Source organism: Adlercreutzia sp. ZJ176 (genome assembly GCF_011038975.1).
In the GTDB taxonomy this organism is placed as follows: domain Bacteria; phylum Actinomycetota; class Coriobacteriia; order Coriobacteriales; family Eggerthellaceae; genus CAAEEV01.
In genome coordinates this window covers 15,650-39,336 of sequence record NZ_JAAKEC010000013.1, presented here as the reverse complement: position 1 = coordinate 39,336, position 23,687 = coordinate 15,650, and the positions used below count along the sequence as shown (strand labels likewise).

Genomic DNA, 23,687 nt, shown 5'->3' with positions numbered 1-23,687 from the left:
CGAAGGCGAGCTCGCAGCAAGCACCTTCTCGGCGTGTTCTCTACTCGTGGTCTGCTTTTGGCGTCGTTGTTTTCCACGCGGTGGAGCGGTTTCCCTGCCTGTCCGCCCGCCCACCTATCCGCCCGCGCATCTGCGCGACGTCTGCCCGCCCGCCCACCTGTCCGCCCGCGCATCTGCGCGCCGGCGCCGCCTGCCCGCGCGCGCCGGCGCCGCCCATCTGCTCCGCCCATCACGTCCGTTTGTTAATTGATTGCTACGTTCAAGGGCGAGTGTTTCACGTGAAACACTCGCCCTTATAATCTCGGATAACTGTTTTTCGGCGCCCGTTCGCCTGCCTGCCTGCCCTGCTCGCTGGCGTGCCCGGCGCCCCTTGGCAACCGAAAGAGCACGAAACGACATGGTAGAGACCGTTTTCTCCGCAGAGCTCCCGGTGAGGGAGCATCTGCTGGTGCAGAAGAACCGCATCATCGGGGCTGACCTCGCGCGCGAGGCGGGCGTCGCCCCCGGCGCGCCGTCCGCGTCCGCCGCGCGCCCCGAGCTGCTGGAGGCCGCGCCGCGCATGGCGGTCGTCACGGGCATCCACGGCGACGAGCTCGAAGGCCAGCACGTGGCGTTCGAGCTGGCGCGCATCTTGCGCGCGCACCTCGACCAGGTGCACGGCATCATCGACATCTATCCCGCCATCAACCCGCTGGGCATCAACTCCATCGAGCGCGGCGTCCCGGGCTATGACCTCGACCTCAACCGCGTGTTCCCCGGCGATGCCGCCGGCTCGCTCACCGAGGCGCTCGCGGCGGCGGTGATCGACGACATCAAAGGCGCGCAGGTGTGCGTTGACATCCACGCGTCGAACATCTTTCTGCGCGAGATGCCCCAGGTGCGCATCAACGAAGAGAGCGCCGAGGAGCTCCTCCCGCTTTCGCACCTGATCAACATCGACTTCGTGTGGGTGCACGCATCGGCCACGGTGCTCGCGTCCACGCTGGCGTACTCGCTGAATTCCATCGGCACGAAGACGCTGGTGGTCGAGACGGGCGTGGGCATGCGCATCACGCCGCACGAGACGGCGCGCCTCACGCACGGCATGCTGCGCCTGGCGAACCACTTCGGCATCTGGAGCGGGGAGTTCGGCCGCTACGGCATGCCCATAGTCAGCGGCGACCACCGCGTGAGCTTCCTCAACGCGAACGCGGCGGGCGTGTTCCTCCCGAGGGCGGCGCACGGCAAGCGCGTGGGGAAAGGCGAGCTCATCGGCGTGATCGTCGACCCGCTGGAAGGCGTGGTGCGCGAGGAGGTGCGCTGCCCGGTGAACGGGCTGCTGTTCACCTTGCGCGAGTACCCGGTGGTGTACCCCGGCTCGCTTCTGGCGCGCGTCCTGGGAGGTGAGTGAGGCATGGAGACTCTGAGGCTGTTCGAGCTCGACACGCCGTACCGCGAGCGGATGACCATCGAGGCGTACGCGTTCGGCCCCGCCGACGCCGCCACATCGGTGGCCGTGGTGGGCGCGATGCGCGGAAACGAGGTGCAGCAAACCTACATCTGCGCGTCGGTGGTCAAGCACCTGCAGGAGATGGAGCGCGACGGCGCGCTCACGGGCGACGTGCGGGTGACGGTGATCCCCGCGGTGAACTCGTTCTCGATGAACATCGCGCACCGCTTCTGGCCGATGGACAACACCGACGTCAACCGGATGTTCCCCGGCTACGACCAGGGCGAGACCACCCAGCGCATCGCCGCCGGGCTCTTCCGCGCGATCGAGGGCTGCACGTACGGCATCCAGCTGTGCAGCTTCTACCTGCCCGGCGAGTTCGAGCCGCACGTGCGCGTGACCGACACGGGCGCCATCGACCTGGCGCGCTCGTGGGAGCTGGCGAAGCTGTTCCGCTTCCCCTACGCCGTGCTGAAGGAGCCCGCGCCCTTCGACACCACCACGCTCAACTACAACTGGCAGGTGTGGAACACCTATGCGTTCTCGCTGTACAGCCCCAAGACGGAGAGCATCGACGAGGAGTCGGCGACGTTCGTGGCCGATTGCATCGTGCGGTTCCTGCACGGCGTCGGCGCGGTGCGCGACGACGTGCCGCCGCGCTGCGACACCCGGCTGCTGCGCGAGTCTGACCTGGTGAACGTGCGCACGACGCGCGCGGGCTTCTTCAAGCGGGCGGTGTACGTGGCGTCGAAGGTGAGGCGCGGTGACGTGCTCGCCGAGATCCTGTCGACGCAGGACTGCTCGGTGCTCGAGACGCTCGCGAGCCCCTGCGACGGCACGGTGTTCTTCCGCCACGGCCCCGCCATGGTGAACGGCGACACGATCGCGTTCAAGATCGCCCCCGAGAAGTAGCGGGCATTCGACTCTGAGAAGCAGGGTGTGTAAGTTAGACTTTGAGAAACAGGGCGCGCGAATTCGTTCCTAAGTAGCGGGCAGGCGGACTCGCCTGCTGTGTCCCTCTTCGGCGTGTTTTGCGGAATGTGATTCGCAAAACACGCCGAAAGGGAGGGGGGACGCGCGGGGAGGGGTTCGCAGCGAGCCGCGGCCCGCCTCGCGATGGAAAGCGGGAGCGTTGGGGAAAGCGGGAGCGTTGGGCGTAGCGGGCGGGGAGGGTTTGCTCCTTGGGTGGAAGAATGGGAACATCTGCTCCTACAGGGGGGAGAGGTGTGGCGAATGTGCGACAATACCGACAGCCTACAACGAAAGGAGGCCGTCATGGCCGATCGCGAAGTGGAAAACGCAAGCCAGGAAGTCCCTGAGATTCCTGAGATTCTGGAGAAGGTGCTGCTGTTCGCCCTCGACGAGGCGAAGGGCAAGATGGGCCAGGGCGCTGAGGTGATCCCCTTCACCACGCTGGTCGTGAAGGACAACCTGTTCATCGAGACGCATCCGGGCGAGGACGCCGAGGAGTGCTTCAACTTCGCGCGCCACACTGTCGAGGGCGCCCGCGGCGCCGAGGCGTACGCGCTGTGCTATGACGGCTACATCGAGACGGACGACGGCGTGATGGACGCGCTCATCGCCGAAGGCGGCGTCCCGGGCGCCGACGACGGCTACGCCATCGGGTACCTGTACACCGTGGAGGAAGGCGCCGAGCCGGTGTTCGAGAGCGAGCCCGCCTACGTGGGCGAGGCCCCCAACTTCATGGGTAACCTGAAGGACGCCTCCGAGTACACCGACGAGGAGATCGAGGAGAAGTACCTCGAAGAGGACGAGCCCGAGGACTTCGAAGAGTAGGGTTGCGCCCCGCGCCGGGCTACGGCGGACCTTCGTGCCCGCGATTATTTCTCACGCCTTGCGGAAGCGGCTGCTTGCCCCGGCACCCACGCGGGGCGGGCGGTCGTTTCTTGTTTCCCGCTGTGCCCCGCGCTGGGCTGCGGCGGCTTTCCGCTTGGTTTCCGTCAGACCGAAGCGACGGTCCGCCGTTTTTGCGCCAGAGCGCAACGTCCTTCGCGCCGCTCTCATGCCAGAACGCAACGCCTGCTCTGCAACCTTTGCGTCGGAGCAGGCGTTCCCCTTCGCCTCCTTCGCATCGAAACGCAGCATCCCGTCTGCCTCCCTCAGCCGCAGCGCGGCACGACCTTTGCCCCCGTGCTGCGCGGCAGATTCGCCAAACCCCCGCCATCTGCTTGCCAGGCGGCGCCGCTATGCTGAGGGGCAAGAGCTTCGGCATCCCCGTTGGGCGTGCAATCCGAAAGGAACTCGGCAGGAGGAGTGCTCGCACGCGGGTTTGCCAGGGGGTCGGTGCTCGGCGCGCGCGGCGTGGCGCGAGAAGTGACAGGGCGGGACATGGGCGGGATCACGAACAGCCCCGCGCCTCGCGTGACGAGCGCATATGTGTGGTAAACGTGAGCGAGCGAAAATCGGAGGGTACGCAAGGCGAGGCGCTTTGGTATACTAGGCAGGCTGTATCCTGCCCCGGTGAGAGCCTTCACCAGCCCGGGGCCGTAAAGTCCAAAGGAGGTGAGCTGATGAAGGCTTATGAACTGCTGTTTTTTGTCGCTCCTACTATCGACGAAGAGACGCGCGCGGGTGTTATGAAGCGCATCGAGACCACGATCGCCGCTGGCGAGGGTTCCATCGACAACGTCGACGCGTGGGGCAAGCGCAAACTCGCTTACGAGATCAATGGTCTGACCGATGGTGACTACACTCTCATCGATTTCCACGCTGATCCCCAGAACATCGCCGAGCTCGATCGCGTGCTGCGCATCACCGATGCGGTAGTGCGTCATATGATCGTGGCCCGCACGGATCGCGACTAGTGAGAGATCGGGCGGTGGCAAGCCGCCCCAGCATGAGGAGAGGTGGAAATGAGCATCAATCGAGTTGTTATCAGCGGTAACCTGACGCGCGACCCTGAGCTTCGCCAGACGCAGTCCGGCATGCCCGTGATGAGCATGGGCGTTGCGGTGAACGACCGCCGCAAGAACCCGCAGACCGGCGAGTGGGAGGACTATCCCAACTTCATCGACTGCACCATGTTCGGCACGCGCGCGCAGAGCCTCAGCAACTACCTGACCAAGGGCACCAAGGTCTCCATCGAGGGCAAGCTTCGCTGGAGCCAGTGGGAGCGCGACGGCCAGAAGCGCAGCAAGATCGAGGTTATCGTCGACGAGCTCGAGTTCATGTCGAGCCGCAACAGCGGCGGTGCTCACAACTCCGGTGACTACGGCGCGCCGGCGTACAACGCCCAGCCTGCGTACAATGCGCAACCCGCATACAACGCGCAGCCCGCGTACAGCGCCCCGGCCCCCGTCATCGACGCCTCCTCTTCGGTTTATGACGAAGACATCCCGTTTTAAGCGAAAGTTGAGAGGTTAATATGGCCGATTACGCTAAGCAGCCTCGTCGTAAGTACTGCCAGTTCTGCAAGGACGACGTCGAGTACGTCGACTACAAGGATACGCAGATGCTGCGCAAGTACGTTACCGATCGTGGCAAGATCAAACCCCGCCGCGTGACGGGTGCCTGCACCCAGCACCAGCGCGACATTGCGAACGCCGTCAAGCGCGCTCGCGAGATGGCTCTCATGCCCTACGTTGTCCCCGCTGTGAGCGGTCGCGGCGACCGTCGCAATCGTGGCTAAGGAGGACGACACATGAAGGTCATTCTGCTGAAGGAACTCAAGGGCAAAGGCGGCGAAGGCGACGTCATCGACGTGGCCGCGGGCTTTGCCAACAACTACCTGCTCACCCAGGGCTACGCCGTGAGGGCCACCAAGGGCAACCTCAAGCAGCTCGAGGAGCGCAAGAAGAACATCGCGAAGCGCGAGGAAGTGCGCATCGCTGACGCCAACGCCCTGGCCGAGAAGCTCAACGCCGCCAAGGTGTTCGTGGCTGCCCAGGTGGGCGAAGAGGGCCAGCTGTTCGGCTCCGTCACCGCCACCATGGTCGCCGAGGCCATCGAGGCCGAGCTCGGCGTTGAGATCGACAAGCGCCGCGTGGAGCTGGGCAAGCCGATCAAGGTTGCCGGCGAGCACGAGGTCGTCGTGTCACTGTACCGCACCATCAAGGCCACCGTCACCGTCACCGTCGGCGACAAGAAGGCTGCTGAGGTCGAGGAGGCCGTCGAGGCTGAGGTCGAGGAAGCTGCCGCGACCGAGACCGAGGCTGCCGAGGACGCCGAGTAGCGTCTGCGCCCGAAACGCGCAAGCGAACTCCCGAACTCCCCTTGCCCCACGTGGGCGAGGGGAGTTTTCTTTTCAGGGGCGCGCCCCAGCGCCTTTGCGCTACCATAGGATTGTTCCGCAAACGCCGTTCCAAGCAGGAGGAAAGAAGCCGATGCCCGCTCCCGCCTCAACTTCGCATACGCAACGCACCACCGTCGACGCGGCCAAGCGCGCGCAGCTCCCGCAGAATATCGAGGCGGAGCAGTCGGTGCTGGCGGCGTGCATGCTGAACACCGAGGTGGTCGAGGAGCTGATCCTGCGCCTGAAGCCCGAGAACTTCTTCCGCCCGGCGCACCGCATCATCTTCGAGTCGGTCTACGACCTCTCCGTCCGCCGCATCCCCGTGGACCCCATCGCCCTAGCCGACACGCTGCAGGCGAAGGGCCAGCTCGAGGCCGTGGGAGGCCGCGCGTACCTGGCCGAGCTCGCCGACAACACCTTCGCGCTCACCAACTGGCAGCGCCACGCCGACATCGTGAAACGCACGGCCATCCTGCGCGAGCTGGTGTACGCGGCTGCCGACATCAACGCGCTCGCCTACGACGCGCCCGACGACCTCAACCAGGTGGTCGAGGAGGCGGAGAAGACGCTGTTCAACGTCACGGAGAAGCGCGTGTCGTCGTCGTTCGTGAAGATGGACACGCTCATCACCGACGCGTTCGAGGAGATATCGAAGCTCGCCGCGCAGGGCGACCACATGGCGGGCGTGCCCACGGGCTTCCGCGACGTCGACAACCTGTTCCACGGCTTTCGCGGCGGCGACCTGGTCATCCTCGCCGCGCGCCCCGGCGTCGGCAAGACCTCGTTCGCGCTGAACATGGCCGTGAACGCGGCGAAGGCGGGCACGGCCGTGGCGTTCTTCTCGCTGGAGATGAGCGCGGGCCAGCTCGTGCAGCGCATCCTGTGCGCCGAGGCGCGCGTGAGCTTGTCGAAGATCCGCGGCGGCTTCGTGTCCGAGGGCGACTGGGGCGCCATCGCCGACGCGTCGAACACGCTCTCGAAGCTCGAGGTCTACATCGACGACTCGCCGGGCCTGTCGATCCTCGAGGCGCGCGCGAAGGCGCGCCGCGAGCTGCGGCACGCGGCGGGGCAGGGCCGCGGCCTCATCATCGTGGACTACCTGCAGCTCATGCAGCCGCCCGCCGTGCGCAAGGACGGCAACCGCGCCGTCGAGGTCGGCGAGATCTCGCGCGGTCTGAAGGTGCTCGCGAAGGAGATGGACATGCCGGTCATCGCGCTCTCGCAGCTCTCGCGCGCGGTGGAGATGCGCGGCAAGAAGCGCCCGATGCTGTCTGACCTGCGCGAATCGGGTTCCATCGAGCAGGACGCCGACATCGTCATGTTCATCGACCGCTCCATGGACGACATGGAGGCGGAGAGCGAGGACCGTCCTGACCTGGGCACGGCCGAGCTCATCGTGGCGAAGCACCGCAACGGCGCCACCCGGGACATCACGCTGGCGTTCAACCCGGAGTACACCAAGTTCATGGACTTCATCGACGACTCGCGCGTAGGCGGGTTCTAGCCCATGGCGCGCCGGCTTACGTTCATCCACGCGGCCGACCTGCACATCGGCGCGCCCTTCCGCGGCCTGCGCGCGCTGTCGCCCGAGTGGGCGGACCGCCTGTGCGAGGCGATTCCCGAGGCGTACGACCGACTGATCGACGCGGCGATCGCCCGCGCGGTTGACTTCGTGGTGATCGCGGGCGACGTGTTCGACGAGGCGCGCGCCTCCTACGCCGACTACCTGCGGTTCTTCAGGGGAATCGAGCGTTTGGGCGAGGCGGGCATCAGAGCGTACCTGTGCACGGGCAACCACGACCCGTACGCCCAGTGGCAGCAGGACTTCTTCGCGCTTCCTGCGAACGCGACGATGTTCGCCGCCGACAGGCCCAGCTTCGCGCTGTTCGAGCGCGCGGGCGAGCCGCTCTGCGTGCTCGGCGGCCGCGGCTATCCCAACAAGGTGTGGCCGGCTGACCGCGACATCGCCGAGGGCCTCACGCGCGCATCTGCCGAGGCCGCGCTCGGGCCGCGGGCCGTCGAAGCGCCGTTCGGCGTGGGCGTGCTGCACACCGGGCTCGACCTCGACCCGGCGAAGGCGCCTGCGAGCCCCGCGCGGCTGCGCGCCGCGGGCTTCGACTACTGGGCGCTCGGGCACATCCACCAGCGCTTCGTCGACAACCCGGAGGACCCGCGCCTCGTGTTTTCGGGCTGCATCCAGGGGCGCGACGTGAAGGAGACGGGCCCGCGCGGCGTGAGCCTGGTGACGCTCGAAGAGGGGGCGCCGAATCGCGTGGAGTTCATCCCCACGGCCAGCGTGGTGTGGCAGCGCTACGCGGTTGACGTGGGGGAATGCGCGTCGCTTCCCGCCGTGGCCGACGAGGTGATGCGCGCGCAGTTCACCGCGAGCAGCACGGCGCAGTGCGAGGAGATGATCTCGCGCATCACGCTTGCGGGCGCCACGCCGTTGCATGACGTGCTCGCGCGCCCCGGCGTGATCGAGGACCTGCGCGCGACGCTCAACGAGGCGCGCCCCGACTTCTTCGTGGACGCGCTCGTGGACAAGACCACGCGCCCGCTCGACCGCGAGGCCCTGCGCGCCGAGGGGATGTTCCCCGCGGCGGTGCTCAGCGCGGCGCAAACCTTGCGCGCGACCCCTGACGAGCAGGTGGGCTATCTGCAGGAGGAGTTCCTGCGCCGCGGCGTGCCGATGCCGCGCGGGGTGACGGCCGACCTCGACGCCCTGATCGGCGAGGCGGAGGACCTCGTGTTAGACCTGCTCGTCCAGGAGGGTGATCGCTGATGACTCCCTACCTGAGGCATGTCAAGATGGAGAGCTTCGGCGCCGCGCGCGACCGTATGGTGGGGCCGTTCTCGCCGCACCTCAACGTGGTGTTCGGCGCCAACGAGTCGGGCAAGACCACGCTCGCGGCGTTCGTGGGCGGCGTGCTGTTCGGCTGGGACGAGGCGCGCGGCGGGCGCAACGCCTACAAGCCGCGCGGCACCGAGCGCGCCGGGTCGCTGTTCTTCGAGGAGCGAGAAGCGGGTGCGAAAGGCGAGGGCGGCGTGCCGGCGGGGGATGGCGTGCTAGCGGGCGGCGCGGCTGCCGGTGCCCCAGCGATCCCCGGTGCTCCCGGCGCGCTGCTCGAGCTGCGTCGCGTGCGCAACGCCGACGGCCTGCAGGGCGACGCGCGCCTGGTCGACGACATCGACAAGGACACCTTCCGTGCCGTGTTCTCCCTCACGAGCGACGAGCTGCGCAGCCTGCGCAATACCACCGACGTGACGGCGCGCCTGCTCACGGCTGGGTCGGGCACGGGCGCGTCGCCGGCAGAGGCGCTCGCCGCCGTGCAGGCGCGGCTGGCGGAGCACACCTCGCGCGCCGCGAGCGCGCAGGACTCCATCGTGCAGCTGACCGAGGAACGCGACGAGATCCGACGCGCGCTGCGCGCGGCCGCGGAGGAGATGGAGAACAGCCGCGCGCAGGATCGCGAGTTCCACGCGATCGAGCCTGAGCGCCAGCGCATGAGCGAGCGCGTGGACCGCCTGAACGCGTCCGTCGAGAGCCTGTCGGCCTGCCGCGCTGGTCTGGAGAAGCTCGGCTCGGAGGCGGCGTCGTTGCACGTCGAGCTCGAGCACCTCCACAACGAGGAGCGCCGCGCGGTGGCCGCGCGCCGCTCGCGCGAGCAGGCGGTCGGCCGCGCGCTCGCGCGTCTGACGGGAGCCGAGGATCGTGCCGCGCGCGAGCGTCTCGAGGCGCTCGCGGAGCGCGAGGCGAAGCAGGCGCACCTGCTCGACGCCGCGCGCGAGGACTACGCCGCCGCGCGCGCCGCCTACGAGGCGCTTCTTGAGACGCAGAGCCGCGTCGACCAGGGGCGTCCCCATCTGCGCCGCGGCGTGCAGGTTGCGGTCACGGCAGCCATGTTCGCGCTGCTGCTGTGCCTGGGCGTGCCGCTGTTCATCCAAGGGCGCGCCGCGGGCAGTCTGTCGTACACGTCGCTTGGCCTGGTCATGGTGTTCTTCGGGCTCATCCTGGCCGCGTCGGCCCTCGTGCTTTTGTTCCGCCCCGACCGTCGCGACGAGGATCGCCGCGAGCGCATCGAGGCGGCTCACGAGGCGATGGCCCAGTGCGCCAAGCGCCTCGAGCTGAGCGAGCAGGCCCAGGTCGAGTTTGAGGAGGCCGTGCGCGCCGACCTCGCCGAGATGGGGCTGGGGGACGCGGGCGCTTCTCTGCGCCGCGCTCGCGTGCTGCTCGACGACGCGCGCGACGCCCGCGCCGAGATGGCGCTCGACCGCCAGCGCCAGCGCTCGGCCACGCAGCGCGTCAACGAGGTGGAGGCTCGCCTGGGGGAGATCGCCGCGCAGCAGGCGCTTCTGTGCGAGCGCGCGGGCGTGCCCGCCGAGGTGACGCTCGCCGAGCTCGACCAGGAGCTCGCGCGCTGCACGAGCGAGCGCGCCGAGGCGCTCGAGAAGACCGAGGCGCTCAACCGCCGCTGGGGCGAGCTGAGCCGCGAGCTCGCGCAGGCGCGCCAGGCGCGCGAGTTCGACAAGCTCAAGACGCGCTACCACGAGCTCAAGACGCGCATCGACGAGGCGTCGGTCAGCCTCGCGCGCCTGCTCCTGGCGCAGCGCATGCTGGAAGACGCCGTGGCGGCGTGGAAGTCGAAGAGCCAGCCCGAGGTGTTCGCCCAGGCTAGCCGCCTGTTGGCGCTCATGACGGATGGGCGGTGGACACGTGTGGCGCTCGCCGACGCCGGCGAGGTGCGGGTGACCGACAGCACGCTCACCACGCGCGAGCCCAACCTGCTCTCGCTGGGGACCTGCCAGCAGCTCTACCTGGCGCTGCGCATCGCGCTCCTCATGTGCGCCCCCAACGTGGGCCGCGCCGTCCCCGTGCTCGCCGACGACATCCTCGTGAACTTCGACGCCGAGCGCCGCCGCGGCGCGGCGCGCGCCCTCGCCGAGCTCGCGGAGACCCGTCAGGTGATCCTCCTCACCTGCCACGAGGAAGTGGTGCGCGTGCTCCAAGAGGCCACCGCGCCCACCCACCCCGCCGCCCTCATCAAGCTGTAGGGGCGGGACGTCGCCGCCCCCGCGCTCGGGGTGCCCGCGTACCTGGCGCGCCCGTCCCGCGCTCGGGGCGCCCGCTTCTGGCGCGTCCCCTTGCTCGCACCACGTGCGCCCCGCCCCTCACCCCCAACTCGACGTCCTCGACAACTAAAACGTCGAGGACTCGACAAAAATTTTATCGAGTCCTCGACAAACCGCTTGACGAGCCTGTCGAGCCATGTGATACTGAGCCGCAATGAGGGGGCACCCTCGAAAACAAGCGGATCGCTCCACCGCATCCCAACGGCAGGAGAAGCTTCATGACGATTCCCGTCAACATAGACGACCTGGTCAACCGCCGCATCGTCGAGTCGGCTCGCATCGAGTTCAAAAGCGGGTTCAATCCCAACGCCGTCATTCACACCATATGCGCCTTCGCGAACGACATTGACAACATAGGCGGAGGGTACCTCGTCCTCGGCGTTGAGGAGAAAGACGGCTCGCCCGTCCTCCCGCCCAAGGGAATACCTCAAGGCGAAATCGACGGCATCCTCAAGAAGATGGTGGGCTTTTGCCACCGCATAGAGCCCCTTTACAACCCTATCGCGGAGCCCGTCCTCTTCCAGGGCGCGTACCTCGTGGTCATCTGGGTGCCGGGAGGGCACGGGCGCCCCTACAAGGCGTGCAAGGACGTGCATTCCGCAGGATCGGCCAAGCACTATTACATCCGCAAGTTCAGCAGCACCGTCGTGGCCTCGCCTGACGAAGAGAAGGAACTCTTCTACATTTCGACGGACATTCCCTTCGACGATCGGCCGAACTTGCTGGCAAGGGTGGATGACCTGGATCTGGGTCTGATGCGCCAGCACCTCAAGAAGATCGGCAGCGACCTGTACGAGCATTCGGCGAAGCTGAGCACGCTTGACCTCGCGCGCGACATGCAGCTGGTCTCGGGGCCGGTTGAGGACGTGCGGCCCTTGAACGTCGGCGTGCTCATGTTCACGGAGCATCCCGAGCGCTTCTTCCGCTACGCGCGCATCGAGGTGGTAGACATCCCCGACCCAACGGGAGCGAACATGGTTGAGAAGGTGTTCACGGGTCCCATCCAGCGCCAGCTCGGGGATGCTCTCGCCTACATAAAGAACTATGTGATCAAGGAGAAGGTGACGAAGCGCCCGGATCGCGCTGAGGCGGCGCGGGCGTTCAACTATCCGTACGCAGCGGTCGAGGAAATCCTGGCGAACGCGGTCTATCATCGGTCGTACCAAATCAGCGAGCCTATCACGGTGAGGATCACGCCCGAGTCCCTTGAGGTCACGAGCTTCCCCGGGTTCGACCGCAGCATATCGGACGAGGACGTCGCCGAGCGCAGGATCAGGGCGCGCAGCTACCGCAACCGCCGCATCGGGGACTTCCTGAAGGAGCTGAGGCTCATAGAGGGGCGAAACACGGGCTTCCCTAACGCGTACAAGGCGCTTGAGGCGAACGGCTCGCCTGACCTCGAGTTCTTCAGTGACGAGCAGCGCGGGTTCCTCTCGGTGGCCATCCCGGTGCATCCCGCCTTCGCCCCGAAGCAAAAGGCGGGAAGCGAGAAGGCGCGCCTGTATGAGCAGCGCATCCTTGACGCATTGGAGCAGGGGGACCTGACGCTCACGGACCTCGCGCGCGCAATGGGCTACAAGGGCATCTCCAAGAAGCTCTCGAAAACCGTTGAGGCCCTCGAGGCGACAGGCGTGCTGGAGCGAAGGATCCCCGAAGGCAGCACCCGCGTGCTGATCCATTGGGCCGGGCGGGGATAAGGCACGGGTGCGTTGTTCATCGCTGCATCGTTTTGGGAGCGTGTTGCCTCGCGCTGGCTGCCTGAGGGCAGCGAAGACTACCGCTTGTGAGCCGAGCGGAAGAAGCTGATGATCTCAGCTTGCGCTCGTTCGTAGGCTTCGACGAGGTTGTCGTTCGTCCCTTCGTTGATCAGCGCGCACAAGATGCTGACGGTGAGGTCTTCGTCGTGTACGTCGAGAGGCTCGAACATGATGCCGCGTTCATCGGTTCGCGTGCAGAGGGCGTGGTCCCACTGTATAGCTGACGGAGGATGAGCCGCCCGCGTCGTCTTCTTGCCGGTTTCCTGGGCATCGGACGCCTCTCGCACGAAGAGGAGCGCAGGGTCGACGTCAAGCGCGTGGGCGATCTTCTCGACGTTCTTCAGGCTGACGTTGATGCGCTGCTGCTCGACGCCGCCAATATAAGTGCGGTGCAAACCGCTTTTCTCCGCAAGTTCCTCTTGCGTCATGTGAGCGCACTTTCGATAAGACTTCACGTTTGCGGCGAACACTTTCTGAATGTCGCTCATCAGACCGCCTTCCTGCTTATTTACGAAGGCAATCAAACCGAAAAGAAGAAAATGAATCTACAGAATATAAGTAGCATTGACAAAGCGTTGAGGCGAGGATATCGGCATGTAAGCGGTTCGATCAGGACAAATAATACGTCGTTTATTCCATCCCGTTGCCCCAATGCATCAAAAAAGTTGAATATCATCAGGTAATGCTATATATTTTATGAGTTTTATGTCAGGGAGAAGTGTATCTCATGACAGAAAGCGAGATAAACCTCGCCGCAAGCATGCCAGACAGCAGGCATGCCCGCGGCGTGTGTTTGCTCGAGGTTTGTCTAGCAAGAGCGGATTAACGCAGTTGTCTCGTAGGGATAGCAGCGAAAGGAGGTCTACGGGTGTTTCGCGTTGCGGCGCAGACGAATATTGGTCCGCGCAAGAAGTCCAATCAAGACAGCTGCTGCATAGAAGTAATTCAGACCTCCTCGGGCGAAGCGGCGCTCGTTGCGGTATGTGACGGTGTCGGCGGGCTGTCCCAGGGAGAGGTTGCGAGCGCTTCGGTTGTGACGTGGCTGGTGAACTGGTTCGAGACGATGTTCGTTCAAACGTGCGAGCGCCTCGCGTCGGACCCCGCCGGGGTGCTCAACATAGTTCAGAGCCAGTGGAGCTTCGGGCTTGACCGGATGAACACGCTCGTTCGCGACTACGGACGGGACCACGACACTCAGCTGGGAACGACGTTCACGGCCATTTTGTTCTACCAGGGCCGCTACCTCATCGGACATGTCGGCGACACGCGCGTCTACCGGTTCGCTGGCGGCGAGATGGAGATCCTCACCAAAGACCAGACGTGGGTGGCCCAGGAGGTAGCGCGAGGGAACATCCCTCCCGAGAAGGCCCGCTTCCATCCGAAGCGCAACGTCATCCTCCAGTCGGTCGGAACCCAGAGCGAGCTTCAGCCCGTGTTCGGCAGCGGCACGTATGAGGTCGGCGAGACGTACATGGTGTGCTGCGACGGCTTCCGCAACGAGCTGTTCGACGACGAGCTGGTGGAGTCCTTCGGCTCTCTGAGCCATGCGACGGAGGAGCAGATCCAGCAGAGCTGCGATTCCCTCATCAAGCTGGTCTTGGAACGCGGTGAGCGCGACAACATAACCGTCGCGTGCCTGTGCTGCCAAGATGACGAGACTGCCGAGACAACCCCCTTGGGAGGTGAGTAGCATGGCCCAAGTGGGAGCTGTAGTCGGCGGCAGATACAAGATAATTGAAGAGCTGGGCAGGGGCGGCATGTCAGTTGTCTGGCTGGCGTCAGACCTGCACATGAGCAACAAGCAGTGGGCTATCAAGGAAATCAAGGAGAACGCGAGCACCGAGACGCATCGCGTTTCCTTTGAGAGCCTGAAGAAGGAAGCCGCCATCATGCAGAAGCTTGACAAGCATGATGGCATCGCCCAGATCGTGGACATCATCACCGAGGACTCGACCCTCTTCGTGGTCATGGAGCACGTTCCCGGCGAGGATCTGCGCGACCTGCTGAAAAAGCGCGGGTCGGCTTTCGCCTTGGAGGACGTGCTGGACTGGGGCCAGCAGATATGCGATGCGCTCGGCTATCTTCACAGCCAGAACGTCATCTATCGCGACATGAAGCCCGGTAACGTCATGCTTCGTCGCGAAGACGGCAAGGCGAAGATTATCGATTTCGGCATCGCGCGCGAGTATAAGGCTGGCAAAACCGATGACACGATGCCCTTGGGAACGCGAGGCTACGCGCCTCCCGAGTCGTTCAAGAAGGGCGTTCAAACTGATGCGCGGTCTGACATCTACTCGCTCGGCGTGACGCTGTTCCACCTTGTCACGGGCTATGGCCCCATGCAGTTCATCGATCGCCCGACGCTGCCTTCCATCATGGAGGTGAACCCCGCTCTCTCGGGGCGCAAGGCCCAGGGTCTCGACAACATCATCCAGAAGTGCACGAAATGGGATCCTGACCAGCGCTACCAGAGCTGCGACGAGCTGTGGCTCGCGCTCGACAAGCCTGAGGACCAGATCGAGGAGCACATCCAGGAGCTCAAGCGCAAGCAGAACACCTTCCTCGGATTCGCCGTGGCGGGCGTGGCGTGCCTGGTCCTCGGCATCGGATGCATGGCGGCGAGTGCCATCGTGCGCGGCTCAAGCTACGACAGCCTCATGGAGCGCGCGGCGGTGGCGAGCACGGCCGAGGTAGGCGACCAGGCGTCGCCCGCAGAGAGCCTCTACGTCGAGGCCATCGACGTGTCCCCGGACAGCATCGAGCCGTACAGCAACCTGGTGAACGAGGTGTACAAGGACGACTCGGCGTTCACCACGTCAGAGTCGTCGAGGTGGGCTGCGCTGTTCGAGGCGAACAAGGGCAGCATCAGCGACTCCGCCGATTATGCGAAGCTCTGCTATGACGCCGGGATCGACTACTTCATCTACTTCAGCTACGGCGACGAACTCACGCGCGGATCGCAAGCCGTCACCTGGTTCAACTATGCTATTGAAAGCTACGACTCCCGCACGGGGAAGGGCCAGCCTTGCACGCTGAGCGACCAAGAGCGCCGCGCGGCAGAGGTCTATAAGACCATCGGCGAGTTCTCCCAGACCCTCTCGCGCGCGACGCAGGAGGGCACCGAGGGAGAGTCGTACGCAACGTATTGGGATGCGCTCGAGCAGGCGTGCACCAACCTTGACGACAGCGACCCGGTTATCGTCAGGCTGCGTCTGTATGACGTGGTGTTCCAAGCCATCAACTCCCCTGTGTACCTGAACGGCTTCAGGCGCGCGGGCATCTCCGAGTCGCGCGTGGACAGCCTGCTGCAGGAGGTCTACCAGCAGACGCTCGCATTGGCGGGAGACGCGAACAAGAACGAGCTGACGAACACCCTCTACGAGACGATCGTCAGCGGCTATCCGAATGCAGCCAACAACGTCAAGAACACGTACAACAACATAGGCGTGCTGAACCAAGGATCAGCGTCGGGTTCTTCTGACGCTGCGGCCTCCTCGACGGCTAAGGGGGCGAACTGATGAGCGTACAGCAGATCCTCTTCTTCGCGGGCATCGTATTCTTCATCTTGGCGGTGGTGTTCATCGCGCTTGCCGTCTATGTGTTCGTCTCGCGGAACATAGCTGACGTCCATGCCGAGCTTACCGGGAAGAAGCAGCTCCGCGAGCTGAGCGAACGCCAGAGCGGACGCGGAAGGCAGTCTTCTCGCTATCGCAGCGGCAAGCTTGCGCGAAACGGAAGCTCAGCGGAGCCGACGGGTCCCATCGTCGCCACGAGCTCTTCGGGCGCTGCAGCTGCTTCGAGCGAAGGGGTTGCGAAGGTGGCGCCTTCGAGTTCGAGCGAAGCCCCTTCCGCTGCGATCACTGCAGCTGAGCCTACGAAGGACCTGCCTTCCCAGAACGCGGGCAGCGTGGCAAGCGCGCCGGCAAGCGCGCCGAGCGCTTCGAGCGAGGACGCCGAGTCGACCCGGGTGCTTGAAGAGGAGGCGGAAGCCGAGACCACGACGCTGGCTGAGCCTGCAGCTGAAACCGAAGCCGAGGTCGCGGAGACCACTCTTCTCCAAGGCGAGGACGGTGAGCATACGACGATTCTCCACGAGGACGAGGTGGAGTCAGAGAAGGCTGAGGAGTCCGAAGCCTCCGAGGCCTCCGAGGAACCCGAGGAAGAGTCCGATGCGCCTGAGGCGGCGGCTGAGTCTGAAATCGAGCCCGAGTCTGAGCCGGAGCCCGAAGCAGGACCTGAAATCGAGTCTGAACCGGAGTCTGAGCCGGAACTTGAGCCTTCCCCTGCGGAAGAGCCCAAGGAGGCGGCAGAGCGGGAAAACGACGTTTCCGAGGTGGAAGATCGCGGGAACTTCCAGATAGTCAGGAAGATTGTGCTCATGGAGAGCACTGATCTCATACAAGCGGAGCAAGGAGCCTAACCATGTTTAAACGCTACAAAGGTAAGCATGTTAATCGCATGCGCTCAGCGATTAACGACGCGAAGAACGCGTTGAGCACGTCATCGCGCGTGTTCTTGTCCTTCGCGCTTGTATGCCTGCTGTTCCCCGCAGCAGCCCTCGCGACGACGACGTCTGAGCCTGCTGTTGTCAGCGAAGACAATGCGGCAAAGGAGACGCCTGAGACGCCCGAGCCCCAAACAGATGATCCCGAGAAGACTAAATCTGTGGGGACAGAATCTGGGGAGACTGAATCCGCGGAGAAGGATGATGCCGACTCCAGCTTGCCTGCTGCAGAGGAGCCTGCAGTAGTTGCCGAGACGTCTGGATCTGATGCCACTACAGGCACCGATTCCAGTGGCACTGGTACGACTTCTGATAATCCCTCCGTAAATCAGTCACCCGAGGTGTTGTTCTTTACTGCTGACGGGAAAAACCTAGCCGACAACAAAGTAGTGAAGGGTCCTATAGCTATTCGTGTGGTGGTGGCGAACCTTTTCACAAACGATGAAGTCACCATCAATCGTAACGGACAGCCGATTGAAACGATTATTGCTACGAATAGTACCGTGACATATGACATTGCGGACTACGAGGCCGGCCAGACCCTTTTTGTCTCAGTTAGCTCGACTAATGGAAATAAAGAAGTAACAGCTCCGGCACTTGAGCTTGACACGCAGACCCCCGATGTGTCCGTGAAGATGGATCAGCCTCTGGTTGGCACCGACAACAATACTAGTTACTACGCTTCCGTTAACGGCAGTAACGAGCTGACAGCTATCATCACGGTGACCGACCTCAACTTCGACGCTGAGAAGACGACCATCACGCCCTCGGGCAATGGAATCGTCAAAGCCACCAATGGCGTGACGTGGACGCGGGACACGGAGGACCCCAGCAAGTGGACCGCCGAGGTCGCCTACACGGAGAACGCCATCGACGAGGCGGGCGCGCTCAAGGTGACCGCGGTCGACAAGGCCGGGAACGAGAACCGCTATAACTACGGTGGCAAAAAGCCGGCGAGCACGACTGCTCCCTACGGCGGCGCCCAGGCCACCACGGATGCGGACAACAATCAGGTTGACGATCGCAGCTTCGTTTTCGATCCCACGGCACCCAATGTGTCGGTGCAGGTCGACCAGGCAAAGCAGAATACCTATCAGACGACCGACTACTATGGTAACAAACTGGTGGCGACTATCACAGTGACCGATCGCAACTTCAACGCGGCGGTAACGACCATCACGCCCTCGAACAACGGGACTGTTCAGAACGTCGCCGCGCCGTGGACGCAGGACGCGGAGGACCCCAGCAAGTGGACCGCCGAGGTTGACTACACGGAAAACGCCATCGACGAGGCGGGCGCGCTCAAGGTGACCGCGGTCGACAAGGCCGGGAACGAGAACCACTATAACTACGGTGGCAAAAAGCCGGCGAGCACGACTGCTCCCTACGGCGGCGCCCAGGCCACCACGGATGCGGACAACAATCAGGTCGATGGCAAGGACTTCATCCTCGACCTCACGGCTCCGACACTTGAGAACGTGAAGGTGAGCATCAAGTACGCCAACGCTTACCAAAACGGCGACACGGGCGTGCAGGACGGGAAAAACTACTCCGAACCCTACGCGTTCTACGATGCCAACGCCATAGTGGAGATGATCCTCAAGGACAACAACGGCCTCATGAAAGCAGAGGTCAAGGAGCCCTTCACGTTCGGTGGTGAGAAGTCCCTTAGCGACAAGGGGCGCGAGTGCAAGACCAGCGTCTCGCTGATCGAGGGAACGGAGTTCAACCGCGACATCATCGTCACGCTGACCGACTACGCGAACAACACCCGCACATGGAGCATCGAGCCCGAGGGCGAGGTGAAGGAAGTCAAGCGCAACAGCCCTGAAAGCGTCGGCAACGCGTTGGTCGACGTGATCGACAAGCTCGCGCACCCGATAACCCTGGTGCTCGACAAGACGTCCCCGGAACTTCGCTGGAACCCCAGCGTCACGCCTGGCTCCTACTACAACACGACGCAGACCATCGGACTGGATATCAAAGAGCTCAACTTCAAGTACCTCAAGGATCATGACGGTGGTCAGCCAGTCATCCAGGTGTCGCAGCGTTCTGACGAGGCGGGCGGTGCCACCGTGCAGTGGGATCCGGTGACGGTCAAAGAATTCACCGGCTCGGGCAGCAGCTACAGCACGTCGATGGACTTCGTGAACGACGGCCACTACACGCTGGAGGCCAAGCTCGTCGACCCCGCGATGCACTCCGCGGAGCTGAAATTAGAGGAGTTCACGATCGATAAGACGGCGCCGACGATCGACGTGGAGTTCGACAACAACGACGCTCTCAACGGCAAGTACTACAAGGCCGCCCGCACGGCGACCGTCACGGTGACCGAGCACAACTGGGACGAGGCCAAATCGGCGATCACGTCCAACGGCAGCGTCAGCGGCTGGACCACCAGCGGCGACGTCCACACGGCCACGGTGTCGTTCACGACGGACGGCGACTACAACCTGAGCGTGGCCGTGACCGACAAGGCCGGCAACGAAACGGTGAAGACCGTAGATGGATTCACTATCGACAAGACGGCGCCCGTGATCAACTCCATCACGTGGGACAACAACGACGTGCGCAACGGCAAGTACTACAAGGCCGCCCGCACGGCGACCATCACGGTGACCGAGCACAACTGGGACGAGGCCAACTCGGTGATCACGTCCAACGGCAGCATCGGCGGCTGGTCCACCAACGGCGACGTCCACACGGCCACGGTGTCGTTCACCACGGACGGCGACTACAACCTGAGCGTGGCCGTCACCGACAAGGCCGGCAACACGGCCGAGCAGACCGAGGACGAGTTCACGGTCGACCTGACGATGCCCGCGATCGACGTGGAGTTCGACAACAACGACGTTCTCAACGGCAAGTACTACAAGGCCGCCCGCACGGCGACCGTCACGGTGACCGAGCACAACTGGGACGAGGCCAAATCGGCGATCACGTCCAACGGCAGCGTCAGCGGCTGGACCACCAGCGGCGACGTCCACACGGCCACGGTGTCGTTCACGACGGACGGCGACTACAACCTGAGCGTGGCCGTCACCGACAAGGCCGGCAACACGGCCGAGCAGACCGAGGACGAGTTCACGGTCGACCTGACGATGCCTGCGATCGACGTGGAGTTCGACAACAACGACGTTCTCAACGGCAAGTACTACAAGGCCGCCCGCACGGCGACCGTCACGGTGACCGAGCACAACTGGGACGAGGCCAGCTCGGTGATCACGTCCAACGGCAGCATCGGCGGCTGGTCCACCAGCGGCGACGTCCACACGGCCACGGTGTCGTTCACGACGGACGGCGACTACAACCTGAGCGTGGCCGTCACCGACAAGGCCGGCAACACGGCCGAGCAGACCGAGGAAGAGTTCACGGTTGACCTGACGATGCCCAACGTGTCTGTGGAGATGGACCAGCCTTTGGTTGGCGTCGGTGATGACAAGACCGACTATTACGCCTCGGGCAACAAGGACGACGAGCTTCTTGCCATCATCACGGTGATTGACCGCAACTTCGACGCTAGCACCATGGTCGAGTGCTCTGGTAACGGCAAGGTCCTGGTTGACGACGGCAAGACGTGGACGCAGGACGTGAAGGACCCCAATAAGTGGACCGCCAGGGTCTCCTACAAGGAGAACGCTGTCGGCGAGGCGGGCGCTCTCAAGGTGGCTGCGATTGACATGGCCGGGAACGGGAACGACTACGCCTACGGTGACAAGAAGGACGAGAGCAAGACCGCTCCCTATGGCGGCGCACAGGCTACCACAGCCAAGGGCGTCCCTGTCGGCGGCGACAGCTTTGTTCTCGACCTCACAGCACCGAGCGTGTCGGTGCAGATCAACCAGGCAAAGCAGGGTGCTCATGATGGGATCGACTACTACGGTACGTGCGATGAGAATAGCGAGCATATGACCGCTACCATCACGGTGACCGACCGCAACTTCGACGCTGAGAAGACGACCATCACGCCTTCTGATAAGGGAACTATCCAGAAGGACGGCGGCAACGTATGGACGAGGACGAAGAGCGGCGAGACGTGGACCGCCAAGGTTACTTACACGGAGAACGACAGAGGCGCCGCCAGCACTTTGAATGTTGTCGCTGTCGACAAGGTGAATACGGCCGTGCGAGCTGCCGGCGCGGGGGACGATAGCGCTGTCGTCAAGGCCCACGAGAACAAGTACGCCTACGGATACAACAACGATAAGGCTATGGACAAGGGCGCTGCTCAGGCCACCACGGATGTGAGTGGCGCACAGGTCGACGGCACCAGTTTCATCCTCGACCTCACGGCTCCGACGCTTGAGGACGTGAAGATGAGCATCAAGTACGCCAACGCTTACCAAAACGGCGACACGGGCAAGCAGGACGGGAAAAACTACTCCGAACCCTACGCGTTCTACAACAGCGACGCGATTGCGGGCATGATCTTCAAGGACAACAACGGCCTCATGAAAGCAGAGGTCAAGGAGCCCTTCTCGTTCGGCGGTGAGAAGCTCCTCAGTGACAAGGGGCGCGAGTGCGAGACCAGCGTCTCGCTGATCGAGGGAACGGAGTTCAACCGCGACATCATCATCAAGTTGACCGACTACGCGACAAACAGCCGCATATGGAACATTTCGCCTGATGGTACGGTGACGGAGGTCAAGCGTGGCTCCAGCGAGGACGTCCATAACGCGCTGGTCGACGTAATCGACAAGCTCGCGCATCCGATGACCCTGGTGCTCGACAAGAAGCCGCCGAAGCTCAGCTGGAACACCAGCGTCACGCCCGGCTCCTACTACAACACGACGCAGACCATCGGAATGACAGTCGAGGAGCTCAACTTCAACTACCTTAAGCTTTTCGATGGCGGCCAGCAGGTCATCCAGGTGTCGCAGTACGCCGGAACGGCAGGTCGCGCCCTCACGCAGTGGGCTCCGGTGACGGTCAACGACTTCGCCGGGTCGGGTAGCAGCTACAGCACGTCGATGGACTTCGTGAGCGACGGCCACTACACGCTGGCGGCCAAGCTCGTCGACCCCGCGACGAACACCACGACCCTGGACTTCGAGGAGTTCACGATCGACAAGACGGCGCCCGTGATCAACTCCATCACGTGGGACAACAACGACGTGCGCAACGGCAAGTACTACAAGGCCGCCCGCACGGCGACCATCACGGTGACCGAGCACAACTGGGACGAGGCCAACTCGGTGATCACGTCCAACGGCAGCATCGGCGGCTGGTCCACCAACGGCGACGTCCACACGGCCACGGTGTCGTTCACCACGGACGGCGACTACAACCTGAGCGTGGCCATCGCTGACAAGGCCGGCAACACGGCCGAGCAGACCGAGGAAGAGTTCACGGTTGACCTGACGGCCCCGACGATCACGTTCAGCGAGGTTGAGGAAGGCGTTGCCTACAACGACACGGTTGCGCCGGTCATCACCTTCATGGACGAGAAGAACTTCGACAGCAACGGCGTTGCTTGGACCCTTACGGGCAACAAGAACGGCGTGAAGACCTTTGACGCATCGCGTGCTGGCAACGGCAACGGCGAGACGGTGTCCTACGCCGACTTCACGCGCGAAGTGGAGTCTGACGACATCTACACGCTCGAGGCCACGCTGGTCGACCTTGCCGGCAACGAGGCCGAGAACAGCATCGTGTTCTCCGTCAACCGCTTCGGATCCAACTTCATCGTGGTTGATCAGGAGAAGTACGCTGAGCACAACGGCTACATGGCCGAAGCTCCCGAGGTCATCATTCAAGAGATCAACGTATGCGGCTCTGAGAGCGAAGAGCATGGCGTGTCGGTCACCCATGGCCTGAAGACGGAGAACCTGGAGAGGACCTCCTCGGCAAGCGGCCAGGAGGGGGGCTACTACATCCAGGCTGGCGAAGACAGCTACGGATGGGCTTCCTACTACTACCATGTGCCGGGCGCTAACTTCACCGAAGATGGCAACTACCACGTGGTGGTGAGCTCGACTGACCGTGCGACGAACCTCAACAACTCGGCGAGTTACTACGAGCCCGAGGCCCATGAGGTGGCTAACGCCGAGGTGACATTCATCCTCGACACGGCCGACCCGATCATCGACGGCGAGAACGTCGCGAGCTACAAGATGTACAACGCGGACGCCTACGACGTGACCTTCACGGTGACGGACAACATCGGCATCAACGAGGTTGAGGTTTCGCTCGACGGCGCCACCCAGAAGGTGACTCCCGAGGCAAGCGGCCTGTGCAAGGTCTCGGTGCCGGCGAAGGCCTTCACTGATCGCAACATGGAGATAACCGCCGTTGACTTCGCAGGACGTTCTGCGGACAAGGTGGTGGTGGAGAAGTTCCACGTGACGACCAACTTCTTTGAGCTGTACTGGATGTGGCTCGTAGGCGCGGCGGCGCTGGTGGCGGCAGGCCTCATCTGGTTCTTCCTCTTCAAGCGCAAGAAGGACCAGGAAGAAGAGGCGGCCCCTGCTCAGCAGTAGCGGCATCTAACCGAGGGAGGCTTGGACAGCCAGAGGCTTGGCAACTTGGCCTCCCTCCTCTCCCTTTGTGAAGAGCGGCCAAGCCGTCTTTTCAGATAGCAGGTATGGGATATGCAAGCAGACGCGCACTGGATGT

Annotated in this window: 16 protein-coding genes; 15 read left to right on the top strand and 1 reads right to left on the bottom strand. The window is 63.8% G+C overall.

Annotation, left to right across the window (positions count from 1 at the left end):
• The first annotated feature begins 397 nt into the window (after positions 1–397).
• The 11 genes from G7Y50_RS08160 (at position 398) to G7Y50_RS08110 (ending at position 12,508) form a co-directional block, all read left to right on the top strand.
• Complete coding sequence (locus G7Y50_RS08160; RefSeq protein ID WP_165052682.1) at positions 398–1,390, top strand: M14 family metallopeptidase; 993 nt, start codon at positions 398–400, stop codon at positions 1,388–1,390.
• Between the two features lie 3 nt (positions 1,391–1,393).
• A complete protein-coding gene (locus G7Y50_RS08155; protein WP_165052679.1) occupies positions 1,394–2,341 on the top strand; it encodes a M14 family metallopeptidase in 948 nt (315 codons plus the stop codon).
• Positions 2,342–2,704: 363 nt separating this feature from the next.
• On the top strand, positions 2,705–3,226 hold the full coding sequence (locus G7Y50_RS08150) for a hypothetical protein (RefSeq protein ID WP_165052676.1): 522 nt from the start codon (positions 2,705–2,707) through the stop codon (positions 3,224–3,226).
• A gap of 734 nt (positions 3,227–3,960) precedes the next feature.
• Complete coding sequence (rpsF, locus tag G7Y50_RS08145; RefSeq protein WP_165052674.1) at positions 3,961–4,254, top strand: 30S ribosomal protein S6; 294 nt, start codon at positions 3,961–3,963, stop codon at positions 4,252–4,254.
• Positions 4,255–4,302: 48 nt separating this feature from the next.
• Entirely contained in the window at positions 4,303–4,794 is a 492-nt protein-coding gene (locus G7Y50_RS08140) for a single-stranded DNA-binding protein (RefSeq protein WP_165052672.1), read from the top strand.
• Between the two features lie 20 nt (positions 4,795–4,814).
• Positions 4,815–5,078 (top strand): 30S ribosomal protein S18, encoded by a 264-nt coding sequence (gene rpsR / locus G7Y50_RS08135; RefSeq protein WP_165052670.1) that lies wholly within the window; start codon positions 4,815–4,817, stop codon positions 5,076–5,078.
• A gap of 12 nt (positions 5,079–5,090) precedes the next feature.
• Positions 5,091–5,621, top strand: a complete 531-nt coding sequence (gene rplI / locus G7Y50_RS08130) for a 50S ribosomal protein L9 (protein ID WP_165052668.1) — start codon at positions 5,091–5,093, stop codon at positions 5,619–5,621.
• A 151-nt stretch (positions 5,622–5,772) separates the two neighbouring features.
• Positions 5,773–7,185, top strand: coding sequence for a replicative DNA helicase (gene dnaB, locus G7Y50_RS08125; RefSeq protein WP_165052666.1), 1,413 nt, complete (start codon positions 5,773–5,775; stop codon positions 7,183–7,185).
• Positions 7,186–7,188: 3 nt separating this feature from the next.
• Positions 7,189–8,463, top strand: a complete 1,275-nt coding sequence (locus G7Y50_RS08120) for a DNA repair exonuclease (RefSeq protein WP_165052664.1) — start codon at positions 7,189–7,191, stop codon at positions 8,461–8,463.
• The gene (locus G7Y50_RS08115; protein ID WP_241156444.1) at positions 8,463–10,733 is read left to right on the top strand and encodes an AAA family ATPase; all 2,271 of its coding nucleotides are present in this window, start codon (positions 8,463–8,465) and stop codon (positions 10,731–10,733) included. The genes G7Y50_RS08120 and G7Y50_RS08115 overlap by 1 nt, the downstream gene beginning before the upstream one ends.
• Positions 10,734–11,029: 296 nt before the next feature.
• On the top strand, positions 11,030–12,508 hold the full coding sequence (locus G7Y50_RS08110) for an RNA-binding domain-containing protein (RefSeq protein WP_165052662.1): 1,479 nt from the start codon (positions 11,030–11,032) through the stop codon (positions 12,506–12,508).
• A 77-nt stretch (positions 12,509–12,585) separates the two neighbouring features.
• On the opposite strand, the gene G7Y50_RS08105 is transcribed toward G7Y50_RS08110, so the two are convergent.
• On the bottom strand, positions 12,586–13,056 hold the full coding sequence (locus tag G7Y50_RS08105) for a helix-turn-helix domain-containing protein (RefSeq protein ID WP_165052659.1): 471 nt from the start codon (positions 13,054–13,056) through the stop codon (positions 12,586–12,588).
• 380 nt (positions 13,057–13,436) lie between these two features.
• Here G7Y50_RS08105 and G7Y50_RS08100 point away from each other — a divergent pair, with 380 nt between their 5' ends.
• From G7Y50_RS08100 to G7Y50_RS08085, 4 genes are all read left to right on the top strand, one after another.
• On the top strand, positions 13,437–14,258 hold the full coding sequence (locus G7Y50_RS08100; RefSeq protein WP_165052655.1) for a PP2C family serine/threonine-protein phosphatase: 822 nt from the start codon (positions 13,437–13,439) through the stop codon (positions 14,256–14,258).
• Between the two features lies 1 nt (position 14,259).
• Positions 14,260–16,086 carry a serine/threonine-protein kinase gene (locus G7Y50_RS08095; protein WP_165052652.1) on the top strand — a complete coding sequence of 609 codons (1,827 nt, stop codon included), beginning with the start codon at positions 14,260–14,262 and terminating at the stop codon, positions 16,084–16,086.
• Positions 16,086–16,988 carry a hypothetical protein gene (locus tag G7Y50_RS08090; RefSeq protein WP_165057025.1) on the top strand — a complete coding sequence of 301 codons (903 nt, stop codon included), beginning with the start codon at positions 16,086–16,088 and terminating at the stop codon, positions 16,986–16,988. Before G7Y50_RS08095 ends, G7Y50_RS08090 begins: the two co-directional genes overlap by 1 nt.
• A gap of 587 nt (positions 16,989–17,575) precedes the next feature.
• Positions 17,576–23,551, top strand: a complete 5,976-nt coding sequence (locus G7Y50_RS08085; protein WP_165052647.1) for an Ig-like domain-containing protein — start codon at positions 17,576–17,578, stop codon at positions 23,549–23,551.
• Positions 23,552–23,687 lie beyond the last annotated feature (136 nt).